The 22,909-nt window shown below is 68.5% G+C and carries 15 protein-coding genes; 8 read left to right on the forward strand and 7 right to left on the reverse strand.

Translation table 11 applies throughout. The features are described 5' to 3' along the window. Positions 1-102 precede the first annotated feature (102 nt). Positions 103-1,857: a cholesterol oxidase substrate-binding domain-containing protein gene (locus tag AB0C36_RS35970; RefSeq protein ID WP_358362641.1), complete on the reverse strand. Its 1,755-nt coding sequence runs from the start codon at positions 1,855-1,857 to the stop codon at positions 103-105. 763 nt (positions 1,858-2,620) lie between these two features. Between AB0C36_RS35970 and AB0C36_RS35975 the strand changes: the two genes are divergently transcribed. Next, positions 2,621-4,051 carry an ABC transporter substrate-binding protein gene (locus AB0C36_RS35975; protein WP_358362643.1) on the forward strand — a complete coding sequence of 477 codons (1,431 nt, stop codon included), beginning with the start codon at positions 2,621-2,623 and terminating at the stop codon, positions 4,049-4,051. Positions 4,052-4,102: 51 nt separating this feature from the next. Here AB0C36_RS35975 and AB0C36_RS35980 read toward each other — a convergent pair whose 3' ends face one another. Both AB0C36_RS35980 and AB0C36_RS35985 read right to left on the reverse strand, forming a co-directional pair. After that, positions 4,103-5,146 (reverse strand): LLM class F420-dependent oxidoreductase, encoded by a 1,044-nt coding sequence (locus AB0C36_RS35980; RefSeq protein WP_358362644.1) that lies wholly within the window; start codon positions 5,144-5,146, stop codon positions 4,103-4,105. A gap of 80 nt (positions 5,147-5,226) precedes the next feature. Next, entirely contained in the window at positions 5,227-5,673 is a 447-nt protein-coding gene (locus AB0C36_RS35985; protein WP_358362646.1) for a nitroreductase family deazaflavin-dependent oxidoreductase, read from the reverse strand. 529 nt (positions 5,674-6,202) lie between these two features. Between AB0C36_RS35985 and galT the strand changes: the two genes are divergently transcribed. Genes galT through AB0C36_RS36005 form a run of 4 tightly spaced genes read left to right on the forward strand, consistent with a single transcriptional unit; the run spans position 6,203 to position 10,675 of the window. Beyond that, complete coding sequence (galT, locus tag AB0C36_RS35990) at positions 6,203-7,279, forward strand: galactose-1-phosphate uridylyltransferase (RefSeq protein WP_358362648.1); 1,077 nt, start codon at positions 6,203-6,205, stop codon at positions 7,277-7,279. After that, the gene (gene galE / locus AB0C36_RS35995; RefSeq protein ID WP_358362650.1) at positions 7,276-8,268 is read left to right on the forward strand and encodes a UDP-glucose 4-epimerase GalE; all 993 of its coding nucleotides are present in this window, start codon (positions 7,276-7,278) and stop codon (positions 8,266-8,268) included. Before galT ends, galE begins: the two co-directional genes overlap by 4 nt. After that, entirely contained in the window at positions 8,265-9,512 is a 1,248-nt protein-coding gene (gene galK, locus AB0C36_RS36000) for a galactokinase (protein ID WP_358362651.1), read from the forward strand. Before galE ends, galK begins: the two co-directional genes overlap by 4 nt. Further along, positions 9,509-10,675 carry an aldose epimerase family protein gene (locus AB0C36_RS36005; RefSeq protein ID WP_358362653.1) on the forward strand — a complete coding sequence of 389 codons (1,167 nt, stop codon included), beginning with the start codon at positions 9,509-9,511 and terminating at the stop codon, positions 10,673-10,675. The genes galK and AB0C36_RS36005 overlap by 4 nt, the downstream gene beginning before the upstream one ends. A gap of 63 nt (positions 10,676-10,738) precedes the next feature. Here AB0C36_RS36005 and AB0C36_RS36010 read toward each other — a convergent pair whose 3' ends face one another. Next, on the reverse strand, positions 10,739-11,911 hold the full coding sequence (locus tag AB0C36_RS36010; protein WP_358362655.1) for a glycoside hydrolase family 1 protein: 1,173 nt from the start codon (positions 11,909-11,911) through the stop codon (positions 10,739-10,741). Positions 11,912-12,490: 579 nt separating this feature from the next. Between AB0C36_RS36010 and AB0C36_RS36015 the strand changes: the two genes are divergently transcribed. Both AB0C36_RS36015 and AB0C36_RS36020 read left to right on the forward strand, forming a co-directional pair. Further along, positions 12,491-13,999 carry a glycoside hydrolase family 43 protein gene (locus tag AB0C36_RS36015; protein WP_358362657.1) on the forward strand — a complete coding sequence of 503 codons (1,509 nt, stop codon included), beginning with the start codon at positions 12,491-12,493 and terminating at the stop codon, positions 13,997-13,999. Between the two features lie 105 nt (positions 14,000-14,104). Beyond that, positions 14,105-16,534, forward strand: a complete 2,430-nt coding sequence (locus AB0C36_RS36020; RefSeq protein ID WP_358362659.1) for a glycoside hydrolase family 2 TIM barrel-domain containing protein — start codon at positions 14,105-14,107, stop codon at positions 16,532-16,534. On the opposite strand, the gene AB0C36_RS36025 is transcribed toward AB0C36_RS36020, so the two are convergent. The 3 genes from AB0C36_RS36025 to AB0C36_RS36035 form a co-directional block, all read right to left on the reverse strand. Continuing rightward, positions 16,515-17,006, reverse strand: a complete 492-nt coding sequence (locus AB0C36_RS36025) for an SDR family NAD(P)-dependent oxidoreductase (RefSeq protein WP_358362660.1) — start codon at positions 17,004-17,006, stop codon at positions 16,515-16,517. The two genes, AB0C36_RS36020 and AB0C36_RS36025, sit on opposite strands and share 20 nt — an antisense overlap. A 64-nt stretch (positions 17,007-17,070) precedes the next feature. Beyond that, positions 17,071-17,886: an SDR family NAD(P)-dependent oxidoreductase gene (locus tag AB0C36_RS36030; RefSeq protein WP_358362662.1), complete on the reverse strand. Its 816-nt coding sequence runs from the start codon at positions 17,884-17,886 to the stop codon at positions 17,071-17,073. 294 nt (positions 17,887-18,180) lie between these two features. Continuing rightward, positions 18,181-19,485, reverse strand: coding sequence for an ABC transporter substrate-binding protein (locus AB0C36_RS36035; RefSeq protein ID WP_358362664.1), 1,305 nt, complete (start codon positions 19,483-19,485; stop codon positions 18,181-18,183). Positions 19,486-20,140: 655 nt separating this feature from the next. On the opposite strand from AB0C36_RS36035, the gene AB0C36_RS36040 reads away from it, so the two are divergent. Beyond that, positions 20,141-22,828 carry a family 78 glycoside hydrolase catalytic domain gene (locus AB0C36_RS36040; RefSeq protein ID WP_494410267.1) on the forward strand — a complete coding sequence of 896 codons (2,688 nt, stop codon included), beginning with the start codon at positions 20,141-20,143 and terminating at the stop codon, positions 22,826-22,828. The last annotated feature ends 81 nt before the right edge of the window (positions 22,829-22,909 follow it).

Raw genomic sequence — 22,909 nt, forward strand, 5'->3', positions numbered from 1 at the left:
GACAACCCGGGCCGCCGCGGCCGCCCACCGGGGTCGGCGGACCCGGCGGCGCGTCAGGACTGGACGGCGAGACGAGTTCCCCCGTGGTCTCGGGACCGCCGATCAGTCCAGCAGCGAGTTGAGGAACGCGTTGGAGAAGACCTTGTGCGGGTCGTACTGGTTGAGCTGCGCGACGGCGCTGTCCCAGTTGTTGCCGGCGGATTGACCGGTTCGGTATTGGTTCGGCACGGTGGTCGACAGCATCGTGGCGTCGGCCCACGCCGCGGTGCCGCTGTAGCCCCAGCCCTTCGACCACTCAGGGCGCACCTGCGCGTATGCGCCCGAGTAGTTCGCGAACACCCATTGTTCGGTCTCCCGGTAGAACCGCTGGCTGTGCGGCGTGCCGGGGACGGTGAGCACATCGAGCCACACCGCGACGTCCCACTCCGGATGATCCGCACGTGTGCGGACGGCGGACAGGGTGGGGTGCACGGCACCGGAAACCTGGGCGTCGGCAGGGCTGTCGAGGCCGGTGACGCGGATTTCGAGCGGTCCGTTCATGGGGTAACGGCCTTGGCCGGCGTACGCGTCCAGAGCGCTCTTGTAATAGGTGTAGAACTCGCTGACGACCTTCTGGATGTTGGCGCGCTTGGTCAGCACGGCGTACCCGTTGGCGTGCACGCGCATCGTGGTGGGCTTGACGTAGAGCATGGTGTTCTTGGACCAGCCCCACAGGTCCCAGCTCGTCGTGGCGATGAGCCCCGCACTGACCACTCCGCTCTGCGTCCGGCAGAAGGTGGGTGTCAAGTCGCCCGAGCCCGAGGTGATTCGGCCGAGGAGGTCGGCGGCCTCCTCGGAGAGGAAGTCGCTGAACGGGTAGTTGTACGGCGCGTCGACCTGCTTGGCGAACAGCGGCTTGCCCGGAGCGACGGACCAGACCTTGAGCCACGGATTGTCGGTGAACGGGAACCAGATCGCCTCGACGCGACCGGTGCGGTTGACGTGCGAGGCGAAGGAGTTGCTGCCGGCGCTCGCGGGCGGGGCGAACATGTCGGTGGCGCTGATGTTGATCCAACTCTGGCAGCGGAGACGCTTGTTGGCGCCCACGCGCAGGGTCACCTCGGTGACGAAGCCGCGGCCGAGGTTGACCAGGAGTGGTGCGATCGCCGGGTCGTTGCGTTGGAAGGTGCGCAACTTGTACTGACTCGTCGCGGAATCCCACACCACGGCTGTCAGTGACACGATCAGGTTGCTCAGCGTCCCGAACGTATGGCCGGGGGTCAAGGTTTCACCGGTCTTGGGCACCGCGGTGCCGTGCCCGTCGATGGCGAGCACCCCGCCGAGGCTCAGGTCTCCGGGGGCGGGTGTGGCCGTGACCCCGTACCCGGAGTTCTCCAGCGCTTGCAGCAGGGCGATCATCGACACGCCGGTCTGTGCCGTGACACTGGCGGGGTTCCCTGCGTTCACGGTGACACTCTTCAGGTGCTGCGTGGTGTCGAGCAGGAGGACGTTCGTCGGGGCGCCCGGCTGGATCGTCAACGGAGACCAGTTGTGGCTGAAGCCCTTCGCCCGCAGCTTCCACCCTTGCGCGCGGGCCCAGTTGGCGAGAGCGACGACGTCGCCGGGCGTCGCGGGGGCGCAGGTCCACACGTCGTCGACCCGCGTCTCGCCGGACCAGTTGCGGTAGCCCTGGAGGTACGCGGTGATCCCCGAAGGGAGTCCGGGCGGCGCCGGGACCGCGGCATCGGCGGCCTCGACGCGGAATGCCGGTGTCCACTGAAGTGCGGTCAGGGCAGCCGCTCCGACAAGGCCGCCGAGTATCGTCCGCCGTCCTGGTCCGGCGGCGCTGTCGCTCGCGGCACTGGTTTGGTCAGTCATGGCGTTCCTCTCCCTTGCTGGTTGCCGGCCCGGATCGCGAGGCGAAAGGCGATCAAGGAAGTGGAACTTCATGATCCGGTTCCGGTTCGTGCGACAGGACGTACCGCCCCGCGGGTCGCACGGAGCGGGCGGTTCAGGAACAGGAGGTGCGGGCTTGAAGGCCGGCAGTTCTCGTGAAGTGCACGGGGACGTACGCGTGTTCGGCGACATTGACGTGCACGGACGCACGAGCGCATGGGCCGCCTGCGGTGCCGGCGCGACCGAGATGTTTCGGTAGCGCGTGCTACTCACGGAGTAGGTTGCGCCCGTCGATTCGACAAGTCAAGGGCGCCGACCCTGGTGACACGTGTCGATTTTCCGCGGGTTCACCGCCAACCATCCAGCCCGCCCCGCACCCGCACTTGGCGGCCGAAAAAAATTCGTAATACATACACTAAAAGCTTGAAGCAATCAATGCCGACCGCCCCGACTAAGCTCTGGCCCCCAGAGTGGTCGGCATCGCCGGCCGCGCACCTGTCGCAGCCATCCCGGTCTGTGTGTCGACCTTGACGCGCGCGGCATCAATCATTCGTTCGGGAGTTGTCGACGCGTCGACCCCCGACCCGTCCTTGGCAGGCGAACCGTGATCCGTTCCTTGCTTCCTTCCCCACGCGGCCACCGCTTGCGTGGCCTCGCCGTCATCGCGGCTCTACTCGTCACGACAGCCTGCGGTTCCGACGCGCGGCCTGGGCCTGACGCGCTTTCAACTCCTCGGCAGGGAGGGGTGCTCAAGCTGTCGGTTCCGGCTGATCCGCCGTCTTTGGACCCGTTCACCACACCCGCATACGCCGTCGCCTACGGGAACGTACTCTCCGCGCTCTATGACCCCCTTGTCTGGTCGGACCCCTCCACAGGAACCATTCGGCCGCACATTGCCGAGTCCCTCACGCCCGACCACGACGCCCGCACGTGGACGCTCATAGTCCGAACAGGGGTGACGTTTTCCGACGGGCAGTTGTTAGACGCCGCGGCCGTCAAGGCGAACTGGCAGGCTCACGCGGATCCCGCAACCGGATCCGCCGGAGCGGTCGTGGCCGCCGGACTCCGGCTCACCGTCGTCGACCCCCTCCGCCTGGACATCGAACTTCCCAGTCCGAACCGGCACTTCGATCGTGCCGTGGCGAACAACCTGGCTTATATCGCGTCACCGCGTGCGCTCACCGATCTGGCGTCCCTTCGCGAGCACCCTGTCGGCGCAGGACCCTTCGTCCTCGCCGAACGCGTACCCGGACAACGGCTGACGCTGCGCAGAAATCCGAACTATTGGCAGGCGGGTCGCCCGTACCTCGACGGGATCGACATACGCGTGCCCGCGGCGGGAACGACCCCGCCGAGCATGGTGGCGGCCAAGGATGCCGACCTTGTCTCGTTCAGCGACCCCGCACAGGCGAAAGAAGCAGCCGATCTGGAGCTCGGTGTCGTCCGTCTCCAACTCGGCGGTGGCCTCCTGCTTGTCTTCAACACCCGCAGGCCCCCCTTCGACAACCCCGCGGCCCGCCGAGCCGTCGTGTACAGCCTCAGCGCGGATGAGATGAACCGCCGCTTCTTCCAGGGCCTGGGCACCCCCGCCCGTGGGGTGTTCGACAGCACGTCACCTCTCGCCAGCAATCAGCTCATGCCGCGCGAGAACGATCCCGAGGCCGCCCGCGCGGCGTTCGACACGATCACCGCCGGCGGCACCCGTCCCTTCCGCTTCTCCTTCCTCCTCGTGGGCGGAGGTCAGGACTCTCAGGCCTCTTACACCCAGCAGCAGGTCCAACGCTTTCCCGGCGTGCAGATGCAGATCGAGGATGTCGACACCCCCACACTCATCCGACGCCTGCTGTCCGACGACTTCGACATGGCCGTCTCCGGCATGTGGATGACCGACCCGGAGCCGGTGCTCTACGACTTCCTACGCCCCGGCAGCCCCACCAACATAAGCGGCTACTCGAACGCTGACGTGACTGCCGCGATGACCGCAGGCCGCCTCGCCACCGACTCCGATACCCGCCGTGTCGCCTACACCCGGGTGCAGGTCCGACTCAACGAGGATGTGCCCTTCTGGGTCTACCAAGAGGCCGCCAGCACCGTCGTCTTCGCCCCGGCCGTGACAGGCGTCCAGGCGTACAACGACGGACTGGTGCTCTTCGACCGCATCGGCATGCGGCGCTGAAACTCGCCGACCCATGGATGCCGCCGCGTGCGGTCGACGCGCAGGATGCGGTCAGTCGGTTGCGGCGTCAAGAAGGGCGCGTACAGTGCGGACGTCTCCCACGGGATCTGCGCCTTGCGGCGTGACATCGAGAGTGGTGACGCCCGCCTTGCGGTAGGCCTCGATACGGCCCGCCACATGGTCGGCGGGCCCGACGAGGTGGATGAGGTCGATGAGTTCGTCGGGGACGGCGGCTTCGGCCTCGGCGCGGCGGCCGGTGAGGTAGAAGTCCTGAATGCGGTCGGCGGCGTCGGCGAAGCCGTAGCGGGAGACGAGCGCGTGGTAGAAGTTCTGACCGCGTGCGCCCATACCGCCGACATACAGAGCGGTCATAGGACGGGCGAGGTCCCGCAGGGCCGCGTGGTCCTCACCGATGGCGAGCACACCGCCGGCGACGATGTCCAGCCGTCCCAACTCTGCCGGGCGGCGGGCCAGTCCGGCGTCCATCGACTTGCCCCACACCTCCGGCATCCGCTCGGGCGCGAAGAGGAACGTGAGCCAGCCGTCGGCGACCTCGGCGGTGAGTTCGACGTTCTTCGGCCCGAGCGCGGCCAGGTACACGGGGATGCGGTCGCGCACCGGACGGGTGAGCATCTTCAAGGGCTTCGCGAGGCCGATCCCCTGCTGCGGTCCAAGAGGCACACGCGTGGTGGCGCCGCTGTGGACCACCACTTCGCGACGCCACACGGCCCGGCAGATCTCCACCACATCCCGCGTGCGCGCGAGCGGTCGGTCATAGGCCAGTCCGTGCCAACCTTCGACGACCTGGGGTCCTGACGTGCCCAACCCGAGCACCGCACGACCCGCCGAGGCCGCGTCCAGACCCGCCGCCGTTTGTGCCAGCAGGGCCGGGGCCCGGGAGAAAACGTTCAGCACGCCCGGGCCCACCTGGACCCGCTTCGTCCGCGCCGCAATCGCACCGAGGACGGCCACCGAATCGAACCCGTAGGACTCGGTCACCCATATCGCGTCGACCCCGGCTTCCTCGAAGTCCACAGCCCTGCCAAGCAGTGCGCCCGCGTCGCCGGCGAACTTCAGGGTGGTACTCAACCGCACGGTCAACTCCTAGAGGTCACAAGCAACTTGATCGAGCACTCGGACGCGTGCCGAGCCGCGTGTCAGCGTGGGTCGTCGCATCAGTGGCCATCGGGCACGGGCTCCAGCACGAGGACGGGAATGTCGCGGTCGGTCTTCTCCTGGTACTCCGCGTAGTCCGGATACGCCTGGACCGCCAGCACCCACCACGCCAGCTTCTCGTCGCCGGTCACCTGTCGGGCGACCATGTCCTGGCGCCGCGGCCCGTCCTGAAGTTCCACCCGCGGATCGGCCGACAGATTGTGGTACCACTGCGGGTGGGTGGGAGCACCTCCCTGGGATGCGACCACGGCGTACTTGCCCTCGCGCTCGACGCGCATCACCGGGGTCTTGCGGAGTACGCCGCTCCTCGCCCCCCGGGTGGTCAGTACCACGACGGGCATACCCCGGAATGTCGTCCCCTCGACGCCGCCGGATTCCTCGTACGCGGCCACCTGATCGCGGACCCATTTCTGCGTGCTCGGCTCGTACGTTCCGTCCAGCGGCATGGCACGTATCCCAACGCTCGAATCCACCACGGTCGGCCCGGGCTCGCAGGACGACCGCCTTCAGACGCCGACAATTTAGCGTATGGCATCTACTATTTACCTGGACCCGGGATACCGCGTGCGTCTGGCGGCATCCGAGGGGCGCGCAAGGCCGTGCTTCCGTGGGCTCTGTCGAAGCCGTCCCGACACTTGCGCGCGCTGCCTGGCGTAGGTAATGTGCGCCGGGGTAGCGCGCGCTACTTTCGGCACGGCTCTTCGGGGGCGGGTCACTGCCATGGGTCACAGGGCACGTCTACGCGGCCCGCCCGGTCCGGAACCCTGGCGCGTGCAGGCCCGAGCTGCCGTGTGAGGGCCGGGTGCCGACCCGCCTCGTCCGGGCCCGCCTCTCGCCCTACACAGGGTGTGTCTTCGCCGCCCAGTTCGCGGAGCGGCGGCCGAAGTGGACGGAACGACGAAGCGGCAGGCGTGGTGGGAACTGCCGTACCGACGAGCCGGACGCAGGTACTCAAGGAAGACCCAGGGAAGCGACATGGAACGTATCGATGCCCGTCTGGCGGACGGCCGGGAACTCTTCTACTACTTCGACAAGGCCGCTCCGCCCGAAGGTGTGCCGGCCGATCGGCGTGACCTGCCAAACGTGCACACGGCTTCCGAACTGCGGTACGACGCACTGCGCGACGAATGGGTGGTCATCGCCGCGCACCGGCAGAGCCGCACCCACCTGCCCAGCGACGACCAGTGCCCGCTGTGCCCGTCCACGGCCGACCGGGCGACCGAGATACCGGCGTTCGCGTACGACGTCACGGTCTTCGAGAACCGTTTCCCCTCGTTTACCTCGGACGTCGCCGACTTTCCGGAACAGCCGGGTCGCCGAGCCGGGCGCGGTCGGTGCGAGGTGGTCTGCTTCACGAGCGACCACACCGCGTCGTTCGCCGACCTGACCTCCGAACGGGTTCGCACCGTCGTGGACGCCTGGGCCGAACGCACCGCCGCGCTCACCGAACTCCCGGACGTCGAGCAGGTGTTCGTGTTCGAAAACCGTGGTGCCGAGATCGGCGTCACGCTGGCTCACCCGCACGGCCAAATCTACGGCTACCCGTTCGTCACCCCGCGTACCCGGGCCGTCCTCGGCAACATCCGCGCACACTGGGCGCGCACCGGCCGGGACCTCTACGTCGAGATCCTGGAGGCCGAGACGGCCTCTGGCGAGCGGATCGTCGCCGCAACCGAGCACTGGACCGCCTTCGTGCCGACGGCCGCGCGCTGGCCGTTCGAGGTGCACCTGTACCCGAACCGGCACGTCCCTGACCTCCCCGCGCTCGACGACGCCGAACGCGACGACTTCGCCCGCGTCTACCTCGACGTGCTGCGCCGCCTCGACGCCGTCTACGGCGTCCCCATGCCCTACATCGCCGCCTGGCACCAGGCGCCCGTGCGGGTCGACCGGGAGCTGGCCCGGCTCCACCTCGAACTGTTCTCGTCCCGGCGCGCCCCGGGCAAGCTCAAGTACCTCGCGGGATCGGAGTCCGGCATGGACGTCTTCGTCAACGACATCGCGCCGGAAAGAGCCGCCGCGATGCTCCGCGAGGCGGTGTCCTCCGCATGAGGCTCCTGGTGACCGGCGGAGCCGGCTACGTCGGCTCGGTGACCACCGCAGTGCTGCTCGAGGCCGGACACGAAGTGACGGTGCTGGACGATCTGTCCACCGGACACCGCGACGCGGTCCCGGCGGGCGCAGGGTTCGTCGCGGGAGACGTCACCGAGGCGGGCCGGGTGCTCGCCGAGACCGCCTACGACGGCGTACTGCACTTCGCCGCAAAGTCGTTGGTCGGCGAGTCGGTGGGCGATCCCGCTTCGTACTGGCGCGCCAACGTCGGCGGGTCCTTGGCGCTGCTGGACGCCGTTCGCAGCCACGGAGTATCGCGGTTCGTGTTCTCGTCGACGGCGGCCGTATACGGGGATCCGCAGGCTGTGCCGATTGTCGAGGACGCGGTGACACGGCCGACGAACCCGTACGGGGCGTCGAAGCTCGCGGTCGACCTGATGATCGAAACGTACGCGCGAGCCTATGGGTTCGGCGGGGTGTCACTGCGCTACTTCAATGTCGCGGGCGCGTACCGGGGACTCGGTGAACGGCACGAGCGGGAAACGCATCTGATCCCGCTGGTCCTGGAGGTGGCACAGGGCCACCGTGAGGCCGTGTCGGTATTCGGGACCGACTGGCCTACCGACGACGGCACATGCGTGCGGGACTACATCCACGTCGAGGACCTCGCACGCGCACACCTGCTGGCGCTGACTGCCGCCACGCCGGGCGAACACCTGGTCTGCAACCTCGGCAACGGCATCGGGTTCTCGGTACGCGAGGTCGTCGACACCGCCCGGCGGGTCACCGGGCACCCGATTCCCGCGCTGGAAGCACCGCGTCGAGCCGGTGACCCGGCAGTCCTGGTTGCGTCCTCGGACCGCGCGCACGAGCGACTGGGCTGGAAGCCACAGCACCCCGACCTGACGACCGTCATCACCGACGCCTGGCTGTTCCACGGTTCCTCGCATGCCCGGGGCGCCGCGACGCAACGCCCGGAGGCACCGTGAACGGCCCCGCGAACGACGCCATGTCAGCCAATGCGATCACAGCAGGAGCCGGCTTCGCACAGTTCTTCGGCCGCCCCGCCGAAGCGGCTTGGCATGCCCCCGGCCGCGTCAACGTCATCGGCGAACACACCGACTACAACGACGGTTTCGTGCTGCCTGCGGCAATTCCGTTCGGCGTCACCGCAAGCGTCGCACGCAGGTCCGACCAGTTGCTGCGCATCGCCTCGGCGCAGCTCGGCGGCGAACCGGCTGTGGTGCCGCTCGACGTCCTCGTACCGGGCGCTGTACACGGGGGCGCCGCGTACGCGGCGGGTGTGGTCTGGGAGATGCGAAGGCGTGGGCTGGCCGTCGGTGGGTTGGACATCCACGTCGACGGCACCGTCCCACAGGGTGCCGGCCTCTCTTCGTCGGCCGCCCTGGAGTGCGCGGTCGCGGCGGCGGTCGACGACCTGCTCGGCCTCGGGCTCGACCGATTGACCTTGGTGGATGTGGCCAGAGCCGCCGAGAACGACTTCGTCGGGATGCCCTGCGGAGTGATGGACCAGTCCGCCGCGCTGCTGTCACGTGCGCGGCACGCGCTGTTCCTTGACACCCGGACCATGGCCACGCGCCATGTGCCTTTTGACGTGGGCTCGTTCGGTCTGGAACTCGTCGTCATCGACACCCGCGCGCCCCACCGACTCGTGGACGGGGAGTACGCGCTGCGGCGCCGTAGTTGCGCGCAAGCGTGTGCGGCGCTCGGCGTCCCGGCGTTGCGCGACCTCACCGAGGACGACCTGCCGCGTGCATTCGCGACCCTCGACCCGGTCACCGCGCGTCGTGTCCGACACGTGGTCACCGAGAACGCGCGTGTGCTCGACGTAATGGCGCTCCTGGAACGAGGCGAGGATCCGCGCGGCATCGGCCTGTATCTCACTCGGTCGCATTGCTCCTTGCGGGACGACTACGAGGTGAGCGCACCCGAACTCGACGTGGCCGCCGAGGCGGCGCTCGCGGCGGGCGCCCACGGGGCGCGCATGATCGGCGGCGGATTCGGAGGCTCGGTCATCGCGCTCGTCGACGTCGGCCAACGCGCTCTCGTGGCCCGTGCCGTCACATCGGCCGCCGAGCGGCACCGCCTCGCGGAGCCTGCCGTCTTCACCGTCACGCCGACCGAAGGCGCACACCGCGTACCGCTCGGCAAGCGAACGACCGGACCGGCAACGGAAGCGCCCGGGACGAGCGGTCCGGCGGTCTCAGCATGAGCCGCCCGGAGCAAGGCGGATCTCCCGCGCAACCGGCAGGCACCGCCGGGAGCAACGCGCGTACGTACGAGACCTTCCCCGCAACTGCCCCGACGGTACGTCAGAAATCCTTCGGTACCACTCCAGATGGCACCCCTGTACATCGCTGGTCGATTTCCTCGCCGTCCTCTGGAGTTGAAGCGGCGGTCCTGTCCTACGGGGCGATTCTTCAGTCGTGCCAGGTACCCGATCTCGCCGGACGATACGAGGACGTCGTGCTCGGGCTGCCCGGCGTGCCGGACTACGCGGCGGACGACGCGTACCTGGGCGCGGTCGTCGGCCGCTACGCGAACCGCATCGCGCACGGGCGGTTCGTGCTCGACGGCGTTACGTATGAGCTGCCGACCAATGATCGCGGGCACACGCTGCACGGTGGCATGGACGGCTTCCACCGGCGGGTGTGGGCAGGCGTGGGCTTCGCCGACGGCGAGCGGGCGGGTGTCCGGTTGCGACTGCGAAGTCCGCATATGGACATGGGCTTCCCCGGCGCGCTCGACGTCGAAGTGACCTACAGTCTCGACACCGACGGCACGCTGGCGGTCGACTATCGCGCCACGACCGACCGCCCGACCGTCGTCAACCTCACCCAGCACGCCTACTGGAATCTCGAAGGCCAGTCGTCGGCAGGCGACGTACTCGGTCACCGGCTCGGCGTGGACGCCGACGCGTTCCTGCCGATCGACCCGGGAGGAATCCCGTACGGCGACGCCGCCAGTGTCCGAGGGACACCGTTCGACTTCACGCCCCCCGCGGCCACCGAAGGCCCGGCAGCCGCCGTCTCGCTCGGCGACCGCGTGCGATCCGACCATCCCCAAGTCGCGGCGGTGAACGGCCTTGACCACTGCCTCGTCCTGCGCGGCGGCGTCGGCTTGCGTCGCGCGGCGCTCCTGCACGCCCCTGAGTCCGGGCGTGTTCTGGAGACTTGGACGACCGAACCTGGGCTCCAGATCTACACTGCCAACGCGCTCGGCGCCCCCTTCGGCCGACACGCAGCCGTGTGTCTGGAGACCCAGCGGTTTCCCGACTCGCCGAACCGGCCCGCATACCCCTCGACCGTACTGCGACCAGGCCAGGCCCACTGCTCGTCCACGCAATACCGCTTCACCCATCTGCCCACCCGGTAGTAGGTGCGTGGAGACACAGCCGCAGGAGGGGCGCCGAATATCCGGCGGCGCCCCCTCCTCGGCTCAAATGGCGTTCGCCTGGGCGGTCTTTCCCAGCCACGCGAGGCTCGGCTTGGGGTGCCGTTCAAACGTCGTCCGGTCGACCGCCACGAGCCCGAACGTCGGCTCCCAGCGCCCCCATTCGAAGTTGTCCAGCAAACTCCAGTGCAGATAGCCACGCACGTGGATGCCGCTCTGCATCGCGTCGTACATGCCGGCCAACGCCTCCGACGTGTACGCGATGCGCCGCTCGTCGTCGGCGGTGGCGATGCCGTTTTCGCTGACGATGATCGGGACGTCACCGACGACGTCATGGGTGTGCCGCAGCGCGATCCCCAGGGCATCGGGCCGGTACGCCCAACCCATCAAGGTGTTGTCGGGGTGCTCCGGATGCGGCACGACACCGTCGCCGTCGACCAGTTGGCTGGTGTAGGACTGCACGCCGACGAAATCGTCGTCACGCGCCGGCTCCAGGTACATGTCCTCCCACAGCCGCTGCACTTCGGCGTGCTTGGCCTCCCTCCCGGGTGCGGGCACCAGGGCCTGGTTGGCCACCGTCCAGCCGACCTTCGCGCCGGTCCGTTGGCGGACCAGCGGCGCGACGGCGCGATGCGCGGCGATGAGGGCTTCACCGATTTCGGCGTCGGGAAGAGCACCGATCAACTGGTACTCCTTGCCCTCGGCCACCCGGCGCAGTTGGCCGTGGTTCACCGCCACGATGTTGGGCTCGTTGATCGTGCAGACCCATTCGACGCCGTCGAGGATGCCGCACGCCTGCTCGACGTAGCGAGTGAAGACCGCGGGCGCGTCCTCCGCCAACCAACCCCCGTTGTCCCCGAACCAGATGGGGTGGGTGAAGTGGTGGAGGGTGACCACCGGGGTCAGTCCCAGCCGCCGCGCGGTCTCGATCATGCGGCGGTAGTGGGCGAGTTCGGCGCGCGAGAACTTCCCGGGGCTTGGTTCGATCCGTGACCACTCGATGCTGAAGCGATAGGCGTTCAGGCCCGCTTCGGCCAGCAGGGACATGTCTTCTTCGTACCGGTGGTAGCTGTCGAGCGCGTCGCCGCTGAACTGCACGCCGTAGTCCGCCGCGGCGTGTTCGAGCTGCCACCAGTCATTGTTGATGTTGTTGCCCTCGATCTGGTGCGCGGCGGTCGACGCACCCCAGAGGAAGCCCTGCGGGAACGTTCGAGTCATGGACGGTTGTCTCCCTTGTCGTTCGCCGGCGGCCCGGCTTCGAACGCGCCGCTGTGTGTTTGTGTTCGGCGCCTCGGCACAGCCAACGAGACACCGCGCGCCACGGATGTTCCCGGCTCGGACACCAACTTGCCCCTTCGCCGGCGATGCCCGGTGGCGATTCCTGTTGATGAAGCGAGGTGGGCGTTCGTACCGCCGGGGATTGCGTCACTTTCGGCGGCTGCCGACATGGTGTTCTGAGCCGGACCGACGAAGCTCGGCGCGTAACCTCATCGCTTTCCCTGGCTTTCTCGTCCCGAACGCGCGGGAAATATAGTAGCGCGCGCTACTTGACGACAGGCTACCCATGCTAGGTAGCACGCGCAACCATTGAGCATGGGTTCACACCGACAGCAGGCGCCGACCGCGATCGGGTACTGACGTCATCCCATTCGTGGACGACGGCTGCGGCGATCGTCGGTGCCCGGGCCGCGCGGCCAGCAACGTGGCATGGGGCGCCGCGCTCCACCTCTTGCTAATAGTTTAGTCAATACACTAAAAAAGGGCCGGGAGCTCGATCCACCCTTCAGGAGCCTGTCTATGCCGTCAGAACGGGCCACCGGTCCCATGAACCCGGTCATTCCGGGGTTCCATCCTGATCCGAGTGTGTGCCGGGTCGGCCCGGAGTACTTCCTCGCCGCCTCGTCCTTCTCGTACTTCCCGGGCGTCCCGGTCTTCCGGTCGACCGACCTGGTGAACTGGACGCAGATCGGCAACGCACTCGACCGCCGCTCCCAGCTCGACCTCTCCGCCACCCGCGGCTGGTCGTCGCTGGGCATTTGCGCTCCGACGCTGCGCCATCACGACGGCCGGTTCTGGCTCATCACCACGAACAGCACCATGGCCGGCATGCATACCTTCTTCGTGACCGCGGAGGATCCGGCAGGTCCGTGGTCGGAGCCGGTAACCGTGGACATCGACAACATCGACCCGGACCTCGCCTGGGATGACGAGGGGAACTGCTGGGTCACCTACGCCGGGATCAACCAGTGCCGCATTGACGACGCCACCGGCAAGATCCTCGAAGGTCCCTATCCCACCTGGTCCGGTACGGGCCTGCAATTCCCGGAGGCGCCGCACCTGTTCCGCCGTGGCGACTGGTGGTATCTGCTCCTCGCCGAAGGCGGTACCGAGCGGGGGCACGCGGTGTCCATCGCCCGTGGACCGTCACCGCAAGGCCCGTGGGAACCCTGCCCGGCGAACCCGGTCCTGTCCCACCGCAGCACCGACCACCCCATCCAGAACACCGGCCACGCCGACCTGGTCGAGGCCCCGGACGGCAGCTGGTGGATGTTGCTGCTGGGCGTACGCCCCCGTGGTCTCACGCCCGGATTCCACGTACTCGGCCGGGAGACCTTCCTGACCTCGGTCACCTGGGACGACGACGGCTGGCCGGTCATCGGCCCGGTCGACGCGCACCTGGCTTCCGCACCGCCCGCAGCAACCGGCGCACCAGCCGAACCTGGCGGTTCTCCGGTCCGCGACGACTTCGACGCCACCGCCCTGCACCCGCGCTGGCTCACCGTCCGCCGCCCTCTAGAGGCCGCCCTCTCCCTCACCTCGAGTCCCGGCCGGCTCACCGTCACCGGCACTGCCGCGACCATGGACCATGAGGAACCGGTCTTCGTCGGCCGCCGCCAACAGCACCATCGGTGCCGGACACGTGCCCTGGTCGACGCCGACGGCTGCGCCGAGGCGGGACTGAGCATCCGCATGGACGAACACTTCCACTACGAAGTGGCCGTACGCGCAGCGGAGATCATCGTCCGCGCACGGATCGGGCCGCTGGCGTCCATCGTCGCGCGGGCTCCGAAGCCCGACGGACCGGTGGTCCTGGGCATCGACACCGACACCGAAACGGCCCTGTGGAATCCCGACGAGATCACCCTCGGCTTCGAGTCGGGGGACGGCTTCGCCGCGCTGGCCAACCTCGACGGACGGTTCCTGTCCACCGAGGTCGCCACCGGCTTCACCGGCCGCGTGATCGGCATGTACGCCGTCGAAGGCACCGCCGCCTTCGACTGGTTCACCTATGAAGGCATCACCTGACCGCAAACGCCAGACACCGACGCGCGCCATCGACTCGTCGATGGCGCGGCGGGCGAGCTGCAGCCGAGGTGAGCCTCTTTCGTTTGCCACGCAGGAAGGAAGCGCATGATTCGCAGTGCCTTCAACCGGGGCTGGGAGGTCCGGCCGAGGTCGGGACCGTTCGCAGAGTTCATGGGACCTCCGGCCCCATACGTGGAGGTCACGCTTCCGCACGACGCGATGCTCGGCCGCGAGCGGAATCCCGGCGGCACCGCGACCTTGGGGTTCTTTCCCGAAGGGGCCTACGAGTACCGCAAAACGTTCCACGTGCCCGAGGACTACCGCGACAAGCGGGTCGCGATCGAGTTCGAGGGCGTCTACCGCGGCGCGATGGTCTACATCAACGACGAGTTCGCCGGGCAACGACCTTTCGGATACTCGGCGTTCGTGGTTCCCGTGGACAACTTCCTACGCTACGGCGAGGACAACGAAGTCCGCGTCGAGTGCCGCACCCATCACGACTCGCGCTGGTACAGCGGCGCCGGGATTTACCGTGACGTGCACCTGGCAGTCGGCAATATGACGCGCATACCCTTGGACGGCGTCCGGGTCACGACCCCGGATGTCGACACGGACCAGGCCGTCGTCCTCGTCACCACGCTCGTCGAGCACGACGGCCCGACCCGGACGACCGTCGACGTCGTCACGGAGATCCGCGACGCCGCGGGCGCCGTTGCGGCCACCGACCGCAGCGTCGTCTCCGTCTTCCCCGGAGAGCCGGCCACGGTCCGCCAGCGCCTCTACGTCAAGCGTCCCGCACTGTGGAGCGTCGACACCCCCACCCTGTACACAGCCACCGTTGCCCTGCGCGACGGTTCAGGTGACGTCGACCAGGACCAGGCCGTCTTCGGCATCCGCACGCTGCGACTGGACGTCGACCACGGACTGCGGATCAACGGCGAGCCGGTCAAGTTGCGCGGCGCGTGCGTCCACCACGACAACGGCGTCATCGGCGCCGCGACCATCGCCCGCGCGGAAGAACGCCGCGTGCAACTACTCAAGGACGCCGGGTTCAACGCCATCCGCAGCGCCCACAACCCGCTCGGCAAGGCGATGCTCGATGCCTGCGACCGCCTCGGCATGCTGGTGATGGACGAGGCATTCGACATGTGGACGCAGAACAAGACCGACGGCGACTACGGCCTGGACTTCCCCACCTGGTGGGAACGCGACCTCGAGGCCATGGTCCGCAAAGACGCCAACCACCCCAGCGTCATCATGTACTCGATCGGCAACGAGATCCTCGAACTCGGCAACCCCTCCGGGGCGGCATGGGCCCGACGCCTCGCGGAGAAGGTCCGCGCCCTGGACGACACCCGCTACGTCACCAACGGCGTCAACCTCATGCTGCCGTTCCTGAACGACGTCGTCGCCATGGTCAACGACGGCGCCCCGGCCGGTGCGCAGCACGCGAACCTCAACGCGATGATGGCCGCCATGGACGACGCGGTGAACACCGTCAGCGCGTCCGAAATGGTCACCACCCGCACCGCGGAGGCGTTCGCTGTCCTGGACGTGGCCGGCATGAACTACGCGGACTCCCGGTACGAACTGGACCGCGAGCTGTTCCCCAACCGGATCATCGTCGGCAGCGAGACGGTGGCAAAAAGGATCGACACCAACTGGCGCCTGGTCCTGGACAACAGCCACGTGCTGGGTGACTTCACCTGGACCGGCTGGGACTACCTCGGCGAACCGGGCCTCGGCATGGTCGGCTACGCCGACCAGATCACACCCGAGACCTCGCCCGCACAGTTCCTGCTGCTGACCGCGCGGGCCGGGGACATCGACATCACCGGCCACCGGCGCCCGGCCTCGTACTACCGGGAGATCGTCTTCGGGCTGCGCACCGCCCCCTACATCGCGGTGCAGCCCCCGTCCGGCTACGGACGCGAGACTGTCTCCGGGCCGTGGGCGTGGACGGACACGGTGTCGAGCTGGACCTGGGACCACCCTGCCGGATCGCCGGTGAAGGTCGAGGTCTACAGCGACGCCGACGAGGTCGAGCTACTGTGCAACGGCGAAGTCGTCGGCAAGGCCCCCGCCGGGGAAGCTCACCGCTTCCGCGCCGAGTTCGACACCACCTATCGCCCCGGCGAACTGACCGCGGTGGCCTATAAGGACGGGGTCGAGCAAGGCCGCCACCGCCTGGCCACCGCCACCGGACCCCTCGCTCTCGTGGCCGACGTCGACCGCACGACGCTGCGCGCGGACGACACCGACCTCGCGTACGTCACGCTCACTCTGACCGACGCCGACGGCAACGTCTACCGCGACCGCGACCGGCAGGTCTCAGTGCGGGTCACCGGCCCCGCCGTCCTCCAAGGGCTCGGCAGCGCCAACCCGCTGACCCGCGAACCGTTCACCGCGGACACGCACACCACGTACGAAGGCCGCGCCCTCGCCGTCATCCGCCCCAGCGGCCCCGGCGAAATCACCGTGACCGCCACAACCGGCGACTGCGACGAGGCAAGGCTCACCATCCACGCCAAGTGAAGCAGCGGCGGGCCACGGCCATGCCACCCGGCAGCCCGGCTGTGGCCCGCCGCCTGGACAACGGCCCCCACGAGAGGCTCCCACGCCACGACCCAGCAGTTGAGGACACCGACGAGGTTGACGTCGATGATGCCTGCCAGTAAACGGTGGGCATGCCGCGGAACGGATGCTGCTGCATGCGTTCGTTCGGGCCGCCGGTTCCGGCGTTGTTGACGAGAACGTCGGTGGGGCCTAGCGCACTGGCTGGCGCGGCGAACCCGTCGGTGACCGCGGACAGTTCGGCGACATCGAACGGAACGGCCAGAGCCCGGCCGCCGAACACGGTGATTTCGTCCGCGACGCGCCGGGCACGGTCGGCGTGGTAGCCGTTGGCCGCCACCGCGGCCCCCTTGGCGTGCCAGGCGCGCGATACCCGCGCCGACGTTTTGCCCGCCCCGGTGACCCGTGCCCTCTTGCCGTCCAGTTCGAACATGTCCGTTCTCGTTGCTCTTGTCTCCCGCGCATCAACCCGCCGTCGGCTGGGGTTGCGTGTCGGGTCAGTCGAGCGTGGCGGCGATGGCTGCGGCGCGCTGTTGGAAGTAGCCGACCCATTCGGGGTGGGGGAAGATGTGCGTCCGGCGCTCGGTGATCGCCTGGACGACGAGTTCGGCGGTGTCGGCGGTGGAGATGCCCGCTTCGATGTTGCGGTACGTCGCCTCGCGGCGGTCATCGAGGTCGGGGTCGGACTGAGAGCGCGGGATGTGGCCGTCGGGTGCGTTGCGTTCGTCGTGCCGGATGTCGGTGGCCGTGTACGCGGGGCACAGGACCGAGACACCGATGTGCGGGTACTCGGTGGCGAATTCGGCGGCCAGCGACTCCGAAAGTGCGACGACGCCCGCCTTGGACGCGAAGTACGGGCCCATGTAGGGACCGGTGACGAACCCGGCCATCGACGCGGTGTTGACGATGTGCGCCTCGTCCTGGGCGGCGAGCACCGGGAGGAAGGCGTGGCAACCGTGGACCACGCCGTGCAGGTTGACGCCGAGTGTCCACTGCCAGGTGGCCAAGGTGGTGCGGGCGAACCGCTGGAGGCCGCCGACCCCGGCGTTGTTGCACAACACGTGAACCGCGCCGAACCGGGCGACCGCCGCGTCCCGGAGCTCGGCGACGGAGGTGGCGTCCGCGACGTCGGTACGGACGCCCAGGACCTCGCCGATGCCTTCGAGCTCTCCTTGGGCGCGCTTGAGTGACACGTCGTCGTTGTCCGCGATGACCACGCGCATGCCTTCGGCCAGGAACCGCTTTGCCAGTCCGAGGCCGATGCCGTTGGCACCGCCGGTGACGACCGCGACGCGGCCTTCAAACCTCTGCATATCGCGCTGCTCCTCTTGGGGTTCCCGGGCGCTGGTGCCATGCCGAGCGCGTGATCGGCCGACCTCGATTCGGCACAGGGCCTGGCCTCACCCGGTCAGCAGGCTTGTCAATCTCCAGTCACCATGGCTCATGAATAGACAGAATGTCCAGCCTCGGGATTCCTCTTCCAGGCCCTCGCGTTCGCGAAGGCGCTTCGCTCTCCCTGCCATCACCGTCGGCGCAGCCGCGCCCGCGCGCCAGGATGCGGCAGTCCCGCCTGCGGCGGTTCGAGCGGAACTGCCGCACCCTGGAGGTCAACCGGTCGCGACGACGAACTTCTGGGTTGCGGGGTCGTACTTCCACAGCCGTGGCGGCAAGTTGCCGTGCGGGGTTTCGCGGGTGTACGTGGCGGCGTCGGCGAAGCCCGGTATCGGCAGCGAGCCGAGGGTGAACCCGGCGTTCTGGAAGGTCTCGTAGTTGAGGTCCTTGCCGGCCTTGTCGGCGATGGCCTTGAACAGGTTCAGGTTCTGGCACGCGGCGCCGAGGGACGCTCCCGGGGTCGGGGAACCGCTCGGCAGCAGGGCGGGGTCACCGATCTTGCCCTTGAGGTCCGGGGCCGCCGCTTCGACGGCGGCGATGCAGGGCGCTGAACCTCCCGCGTCCCATTGCCCGTTGAAGCCGACCGCAGCTGCGTCGGTCAATGTGCTGAAGTCGTGCTTGGCTTTGTCGTTGGTGTAGCCCATGGCCGGGCCCACGTCGGTGAAGAGCAACCGTGGGCGGTACTTGGTCTGTTCCAGGACCGGGGGGAACGACGCGGCGATGCTGCCCACCAGGACGACTGTGTCCGCGCCGGATGCCTGGAACTTCTGGATGAACACGCCGGTCTGCTGGCCCACAGCGGCCGGGTCCTGCGCGGGGGCGTCGAGGACGGCGGTCTCCACCGGGGTGACCCCCAGTTTTTGCAGGGCAGGGACGACGGTGTCCTTCATTACCGCCTGATCGTAGATGTTGGATATGACCGCGACCTTTTTGCCCGCCAACTCGTTGTTCTTCGCCACCAGGCTCAGGCCGTCGGCGAGTTCGTCTCCGCCCCGGTAATAGGCGAACCAGGGGGCTTGGGCGGTGGCGTAACGCTTGGCGGTGAGCTGCCCGCCGATGACGGCGGTCTTGTTGGTCTGCACGTAGCACAGCGGCTCATCGCCGTTGAAGCTGCCAAGGACCGCAAAGACCTTCTCGTCCTGGGTGAGCTTGATGCAGGTCTCCTGCGCGGCGGCCGGCGAGATCAGGTTGACCTTGCCGTAGACCGGGACGATCTTGCGGCCGTTGATGCCCCCTGCGTCGTTGATCTTCTTGATGAGGGTGTTGTACGCAAGCTCGTAGTCGCCATGGTCGATGTTGACGAACTGCCGGACACCGGCCAGGTCCGGGTACGTGATGCCGATCTTGATGGTGTCCGCGGTCACGCCCGGCGCGATCTTGGGTGCGGGCGGCGCGGCAGGTCCGCCGGAGGCGCTCGGCGGCGCGTCCTTCTTCTCGGCGGTGCAGCCGGTCACGATCAGCGCGGCGGCCGCGGCGAGCACGATCGCCGCGCGCCCTCTGGCACGTTGCGGTGCGAACATACGAGGTGGTCCTTTCTGATCGGTGCGCGATGCGGGGCCTACTCACCGGACGCACGCAAGGCGGCCGATGTCGGGGCCATTTCCGGGAGTTCCTGTCGGCCGGGGGCGCGCAACCGCCGAACCATGGCGGGTGAGTCGAGCATCGGAATCGACCGAGTGCGAAGGGGATGGAAAGACGACGTAGTACTGCCCAGGCTTTACGCGTCGAGCGGGTTGACTATCGGAGTGCGTGGAGCGTAGCCCCCATAGGTTGCACGCGCTACCCATGCGGCGCCCGCTTTTCCGGCACGCTCCGAACACGCTCTTCGCGAAGCTTGCGCCGCTCGGCCCTCAAGGCGGCGAGCGTCCGCGCGTTGACCTGCAGCGTTGTCGCGGACTGGCGCTCTCGGCGGTATTGGACGTCGATCGCACCAACCCGGTCATGGCGGAGTCCCACGAGGCGGGAGGGGTCAGCCTCGTGCCTGAGGCACCTACAAACCACTTGCGTATCGGTTACGCGAATACTCTGCGGGAGTCGTCGTCAGCATGGTTATGATGCGCAAGGTAGCGCGCGCAACCTCGGTGCAGCCGAAAGGAGGCGCCGTCCAGAAGATGGCCGCATCGTGCCCACGGCCAAGCCGCCCCCCAATTCGACATCTCGGCAGGCAGGATCCTCGTGCCCAACACCCCAATCGAGCCGACTCCCCGTTCCACAACCCGCCCCGGTCGTCTGCGCGTCGAGCACCTCGACGCCCCACTAGGACTGCATGTACGGCGCCCTCGCCTGTCGTGGCGCCTGCCTGACGGCGCGTCACGCCAGTTCGCGTATCGGCTACGCACCGAGGCGTGGGATTCGGACCGCGTGGATTCGGACCAGTCCGTCCTGGTGCCCTACGCCGGGCCCGCGACGCGGTCCGGCGAACGGGTCGTCTGGCAGGTCAAGGTGTGGACCGACCAGGGCGAGAGCGAGTGGTCCGCGCCCTCGTCATGGGAGGCCGGGCTTCTGGAGCGGAACGACTGGGTCGCGCAGTGGATCGAACCGGACGAAGGCGGAGCGCCACTCCCGGCAGGACAGCGGCCCGCGTACCTGCTGCGCCGCGACTTCACCGTGCCGTCACCGGTCGTCCTCGCCCGGTTGTACGCGACCGCGCACGGAATCTACGAGGCATTCCTCAACGGATGCCGAGTGGGCGACCTGGAACTGACGCCCGGATACACCGCCTATCGCGACCGGCTCCAGGTCCAGACGTACGACGTCACCGACCTGGTCGCCGAGGGCGCCAACACGCTTGGCACGGTGTTGTCCGACGGTTGGTTCCGCGGCCGCGCCGGTGCGATGCGCATCGCCGACAGTTTCGGCGAACACACCGCGCTGCTCTGCCAGTTGCACGCCGTGCACGACGACGGCTCGGTCACGGTCATCGGCACCGACGGCTCCTGGACCACCTACGCGGCCGAAATCCGGGCAGCGGACCTGATGGACGGCGAGAGCCACGACCTGCGGCGCCGCGTCCCCGGCTGGTCCGCGCCCGAGTTCGACGCGTCGTCGTGGGCCAAGGCGACGGTCGTGACCGAGGGGCTGTACGGCGAGTGGGCTCGCCTCACCGACTCCCCCGCACCCCCCGTGCGGCGCGTGGAGGAACTGCGCGCGGCGTCGGTGAGGATGCTGGAGACCGGCGCTCAGATCGTCGACCTCGGCCAGAACATCAACGGATGGGTCCGGGCTGCGGTCCCCGCAGGGGATGAGCTGACCCTCACGCACGGCGAAGCACTCGGCGTCGACGGCGATGTGACGACTGATCATCTGCGCGGCCAGGAGTTCCTGACCGCCGAGCCGCTGCCCGCGGGGCAGGTGGATCGGGTCGTCTCGGCAGGCGGCGACGACGAGGTGTTCGAGCCGCGGCACACCACCCACGGCTTCCGGTACGTACGCGTCGAAGGCGCCCAACGCGCGCTCGCCACGGACGACGTGACCGGCGTCGTCGTGCACACCGACCTGCGTCGCACCGGGCACTTCGCCTGCAGCGACGACCGGATCAATCGGCTCCACGACATCGCGGTGTGGAGCTTCCGCGGCAACGCGTGCGACATCCCCACCGACTGCCCCCAACGCGAACGCGCCGGCTGGACCGGCGACTGGATGCTCTACATCCCCACCGCCGCCTTCCTGTACGACGTCGCCGGATTCTCGGTCAAGTGGCTGCGCGACCTTGCCGCGGACCAATGGGACGACGGCTGCCTCAGCAACTTCGCCCCCGACCCCGGCGGCCGCGCCGTCCAACACCTTCCCGCCGAAATCCTGGAGATGTTCGCGGGCTCCTCCGCATGGGGCGACGCCTCGGTCATCGTTCCCTGGGAGCTGTACCGCGTCTACGGCGACCTCGACGCACTCATCGAATTTCGGCCGATGATGGTCCGCTGGGTCGGCTTCGCCGCCGAACGCGCCCGCACCCGGCGCCACCCAGACCGCGCAGCCGCCCGGCCCGCCCCCGCACCCCACGAGCAGTTCCTGTGGGACGCGGGCTTTCACTGGGGCGAATGGACCGAACCTGGCGCCGTGGACGACGACTTCCGCACCGCCGACCAAGGCGCGGTCGCCACCGCATACCTGTACCGCTCCGCATCCCTGCTGGCCCGCATCTCGGAACTGACAGGGCATCACCAGGACGCCGAGCGGTTCCAGCTCCTCGCCGACAACGTACTGGCCGCTTGGCGCGCCGAGTTCATCACCGCAGACGGGACATTGACACCTCACACACAAGCGACCTACGTACGGGCGCTCGCCTTCGAACTGGTGCCGGAGAGCCAACGCGCAGCCGCCGCAGACCGGCTCGTCGGCCTCATCCGCGAGGCGGGCACACACCTGGGCACGGGATTCCTGGCCACGCCGTACCTGCTGCCCGTGCTCGCCGACGCCGGGCGCCTGGACGTCGCCTACGAACTCCTCTTCCAGGACACCGAACCGTCCTGGCTCACCATGATCAACCGGGGCGCCACCACCATCTGGGAGGACTGGAACGGCATCGACGAGAACGGGCGCCCACACGCGTCCCTCAACCACTACAGCAAGGGCGCCGTCATCTCCTTCCTCCACACCCGCATCGCCGGAATCCGTCCACCCGCCGACCCCGACCCGCACACCGCGGGCTACCGCCGATTCCAGATCGCCCCCACGCCGGGCGGCGGACTGACCTGGGCCGAAGCCCAGTTCGACTCCCCATACGGCACGATCACATCCGCCTGGCGCATCGAAGACGGCCGGTTCGCCCTAACGGTCACCGTCCCACCCGGCACCGAAGCCGAAGTAGCCCTCCCGGACGGCCGCACCTTCCTCGCAACGCCGGGAACACACCACTACGGGTAAGAGCGACCCGAGGGGGAGCGCCGCGCCGGCGTCTGGACGAGCCCCGCGCTGCACGCCGGGCACCACAACCGCGGGCGCGGC

The organism is Streptodolium elevatio (genome assembly GCF_040649515.1).
GTDB lineage: Bacteria > Actinomycetota > Actinomycetes > Streptomycetales > Streptomycetaceae > Yinghuangia > Yinghuangia elevatio.

Bases quoted from the DNA above. Each gene is read 5' to 3' on its own strand.
- AB0C36_RS36015 (WP_358362657.1), top strand. From the start codon at position 12,491: ATGCCGTCAGAACGGGCCACCGGTCCCATGAACCCGGTCATTCCGGGG.
- AB0C36_RS35970 (WP_358362641.1), bottom strand. From the start codon at position 1,857: ATGACTGACCAAACCAGTGCCGCGAGCGACAGCGCCGCCGGACCAGGA.
- galE (WP_358362650.1), top strand. From the start codon at position 7,276: ATGAGGCTCCTGGTGACCGGCGGAGCCGGCTACGTCGGCTCGGTGACC.
- AB0C36_RS36020 (WP_358362659.1), top strand. From the start codon at position 14,105: ATGATTCGCAGTGCCTTCAACCGGGGCTGGGAGGTCCGGCCGAGGTCG.
- AB0C36_RS35985 (WP_358362646.1), bottom strand. From the start codon at position 5,673: ATGCCGCTGGACGGAACGTACGAGCCGAGCACGCAGAAATGGGTCCGC.
- AB0C36_RS36025 (WP_358362660.1), bottom strand. From the start codon at position 17,006: ATGTTCGAACTGGACGGCAAGAGGGCACGGGTCACCGGGGCGGGCAAA.
- AB0C36_RS36035 (WP_358362664.1), bottom strand. From the start codon at position 19,485: ATGTTCGCACCGCAACGTGCCAGAGGGCGCGCGGCGATCGTGCTCGCC.
- AB0C36_RS36005 (WP_358362653.1), top strand. From the start codon at position 9,509: ATGAGCCGCCCGGAGCAAGGCGGATCTCCCGCGCAACCGGCAGGCACC.
- galT (WP_358362648.1), top strand. From the start codon at position 6,203: ATGGAACGTATCGATGCCCGTCTGGCGGACGGCCGGGAACTCTTCTAC.
- AB0C36_RS36030 (WP_358362662.1), bottom strand. From the start codon at position 17,886: ATGCAGAGGTTTGAAGGCCGCGTCGCGGTCGTCACCGGCGGTGCCAAC.
- AB0C36_RS36010 (WP_358362655.1), bottom strand. From the start codon at position 11,911: ATGACTCGAACGTTCCCGCAGGGCTTCCTCTGGGGTGCGTCGACCGCC.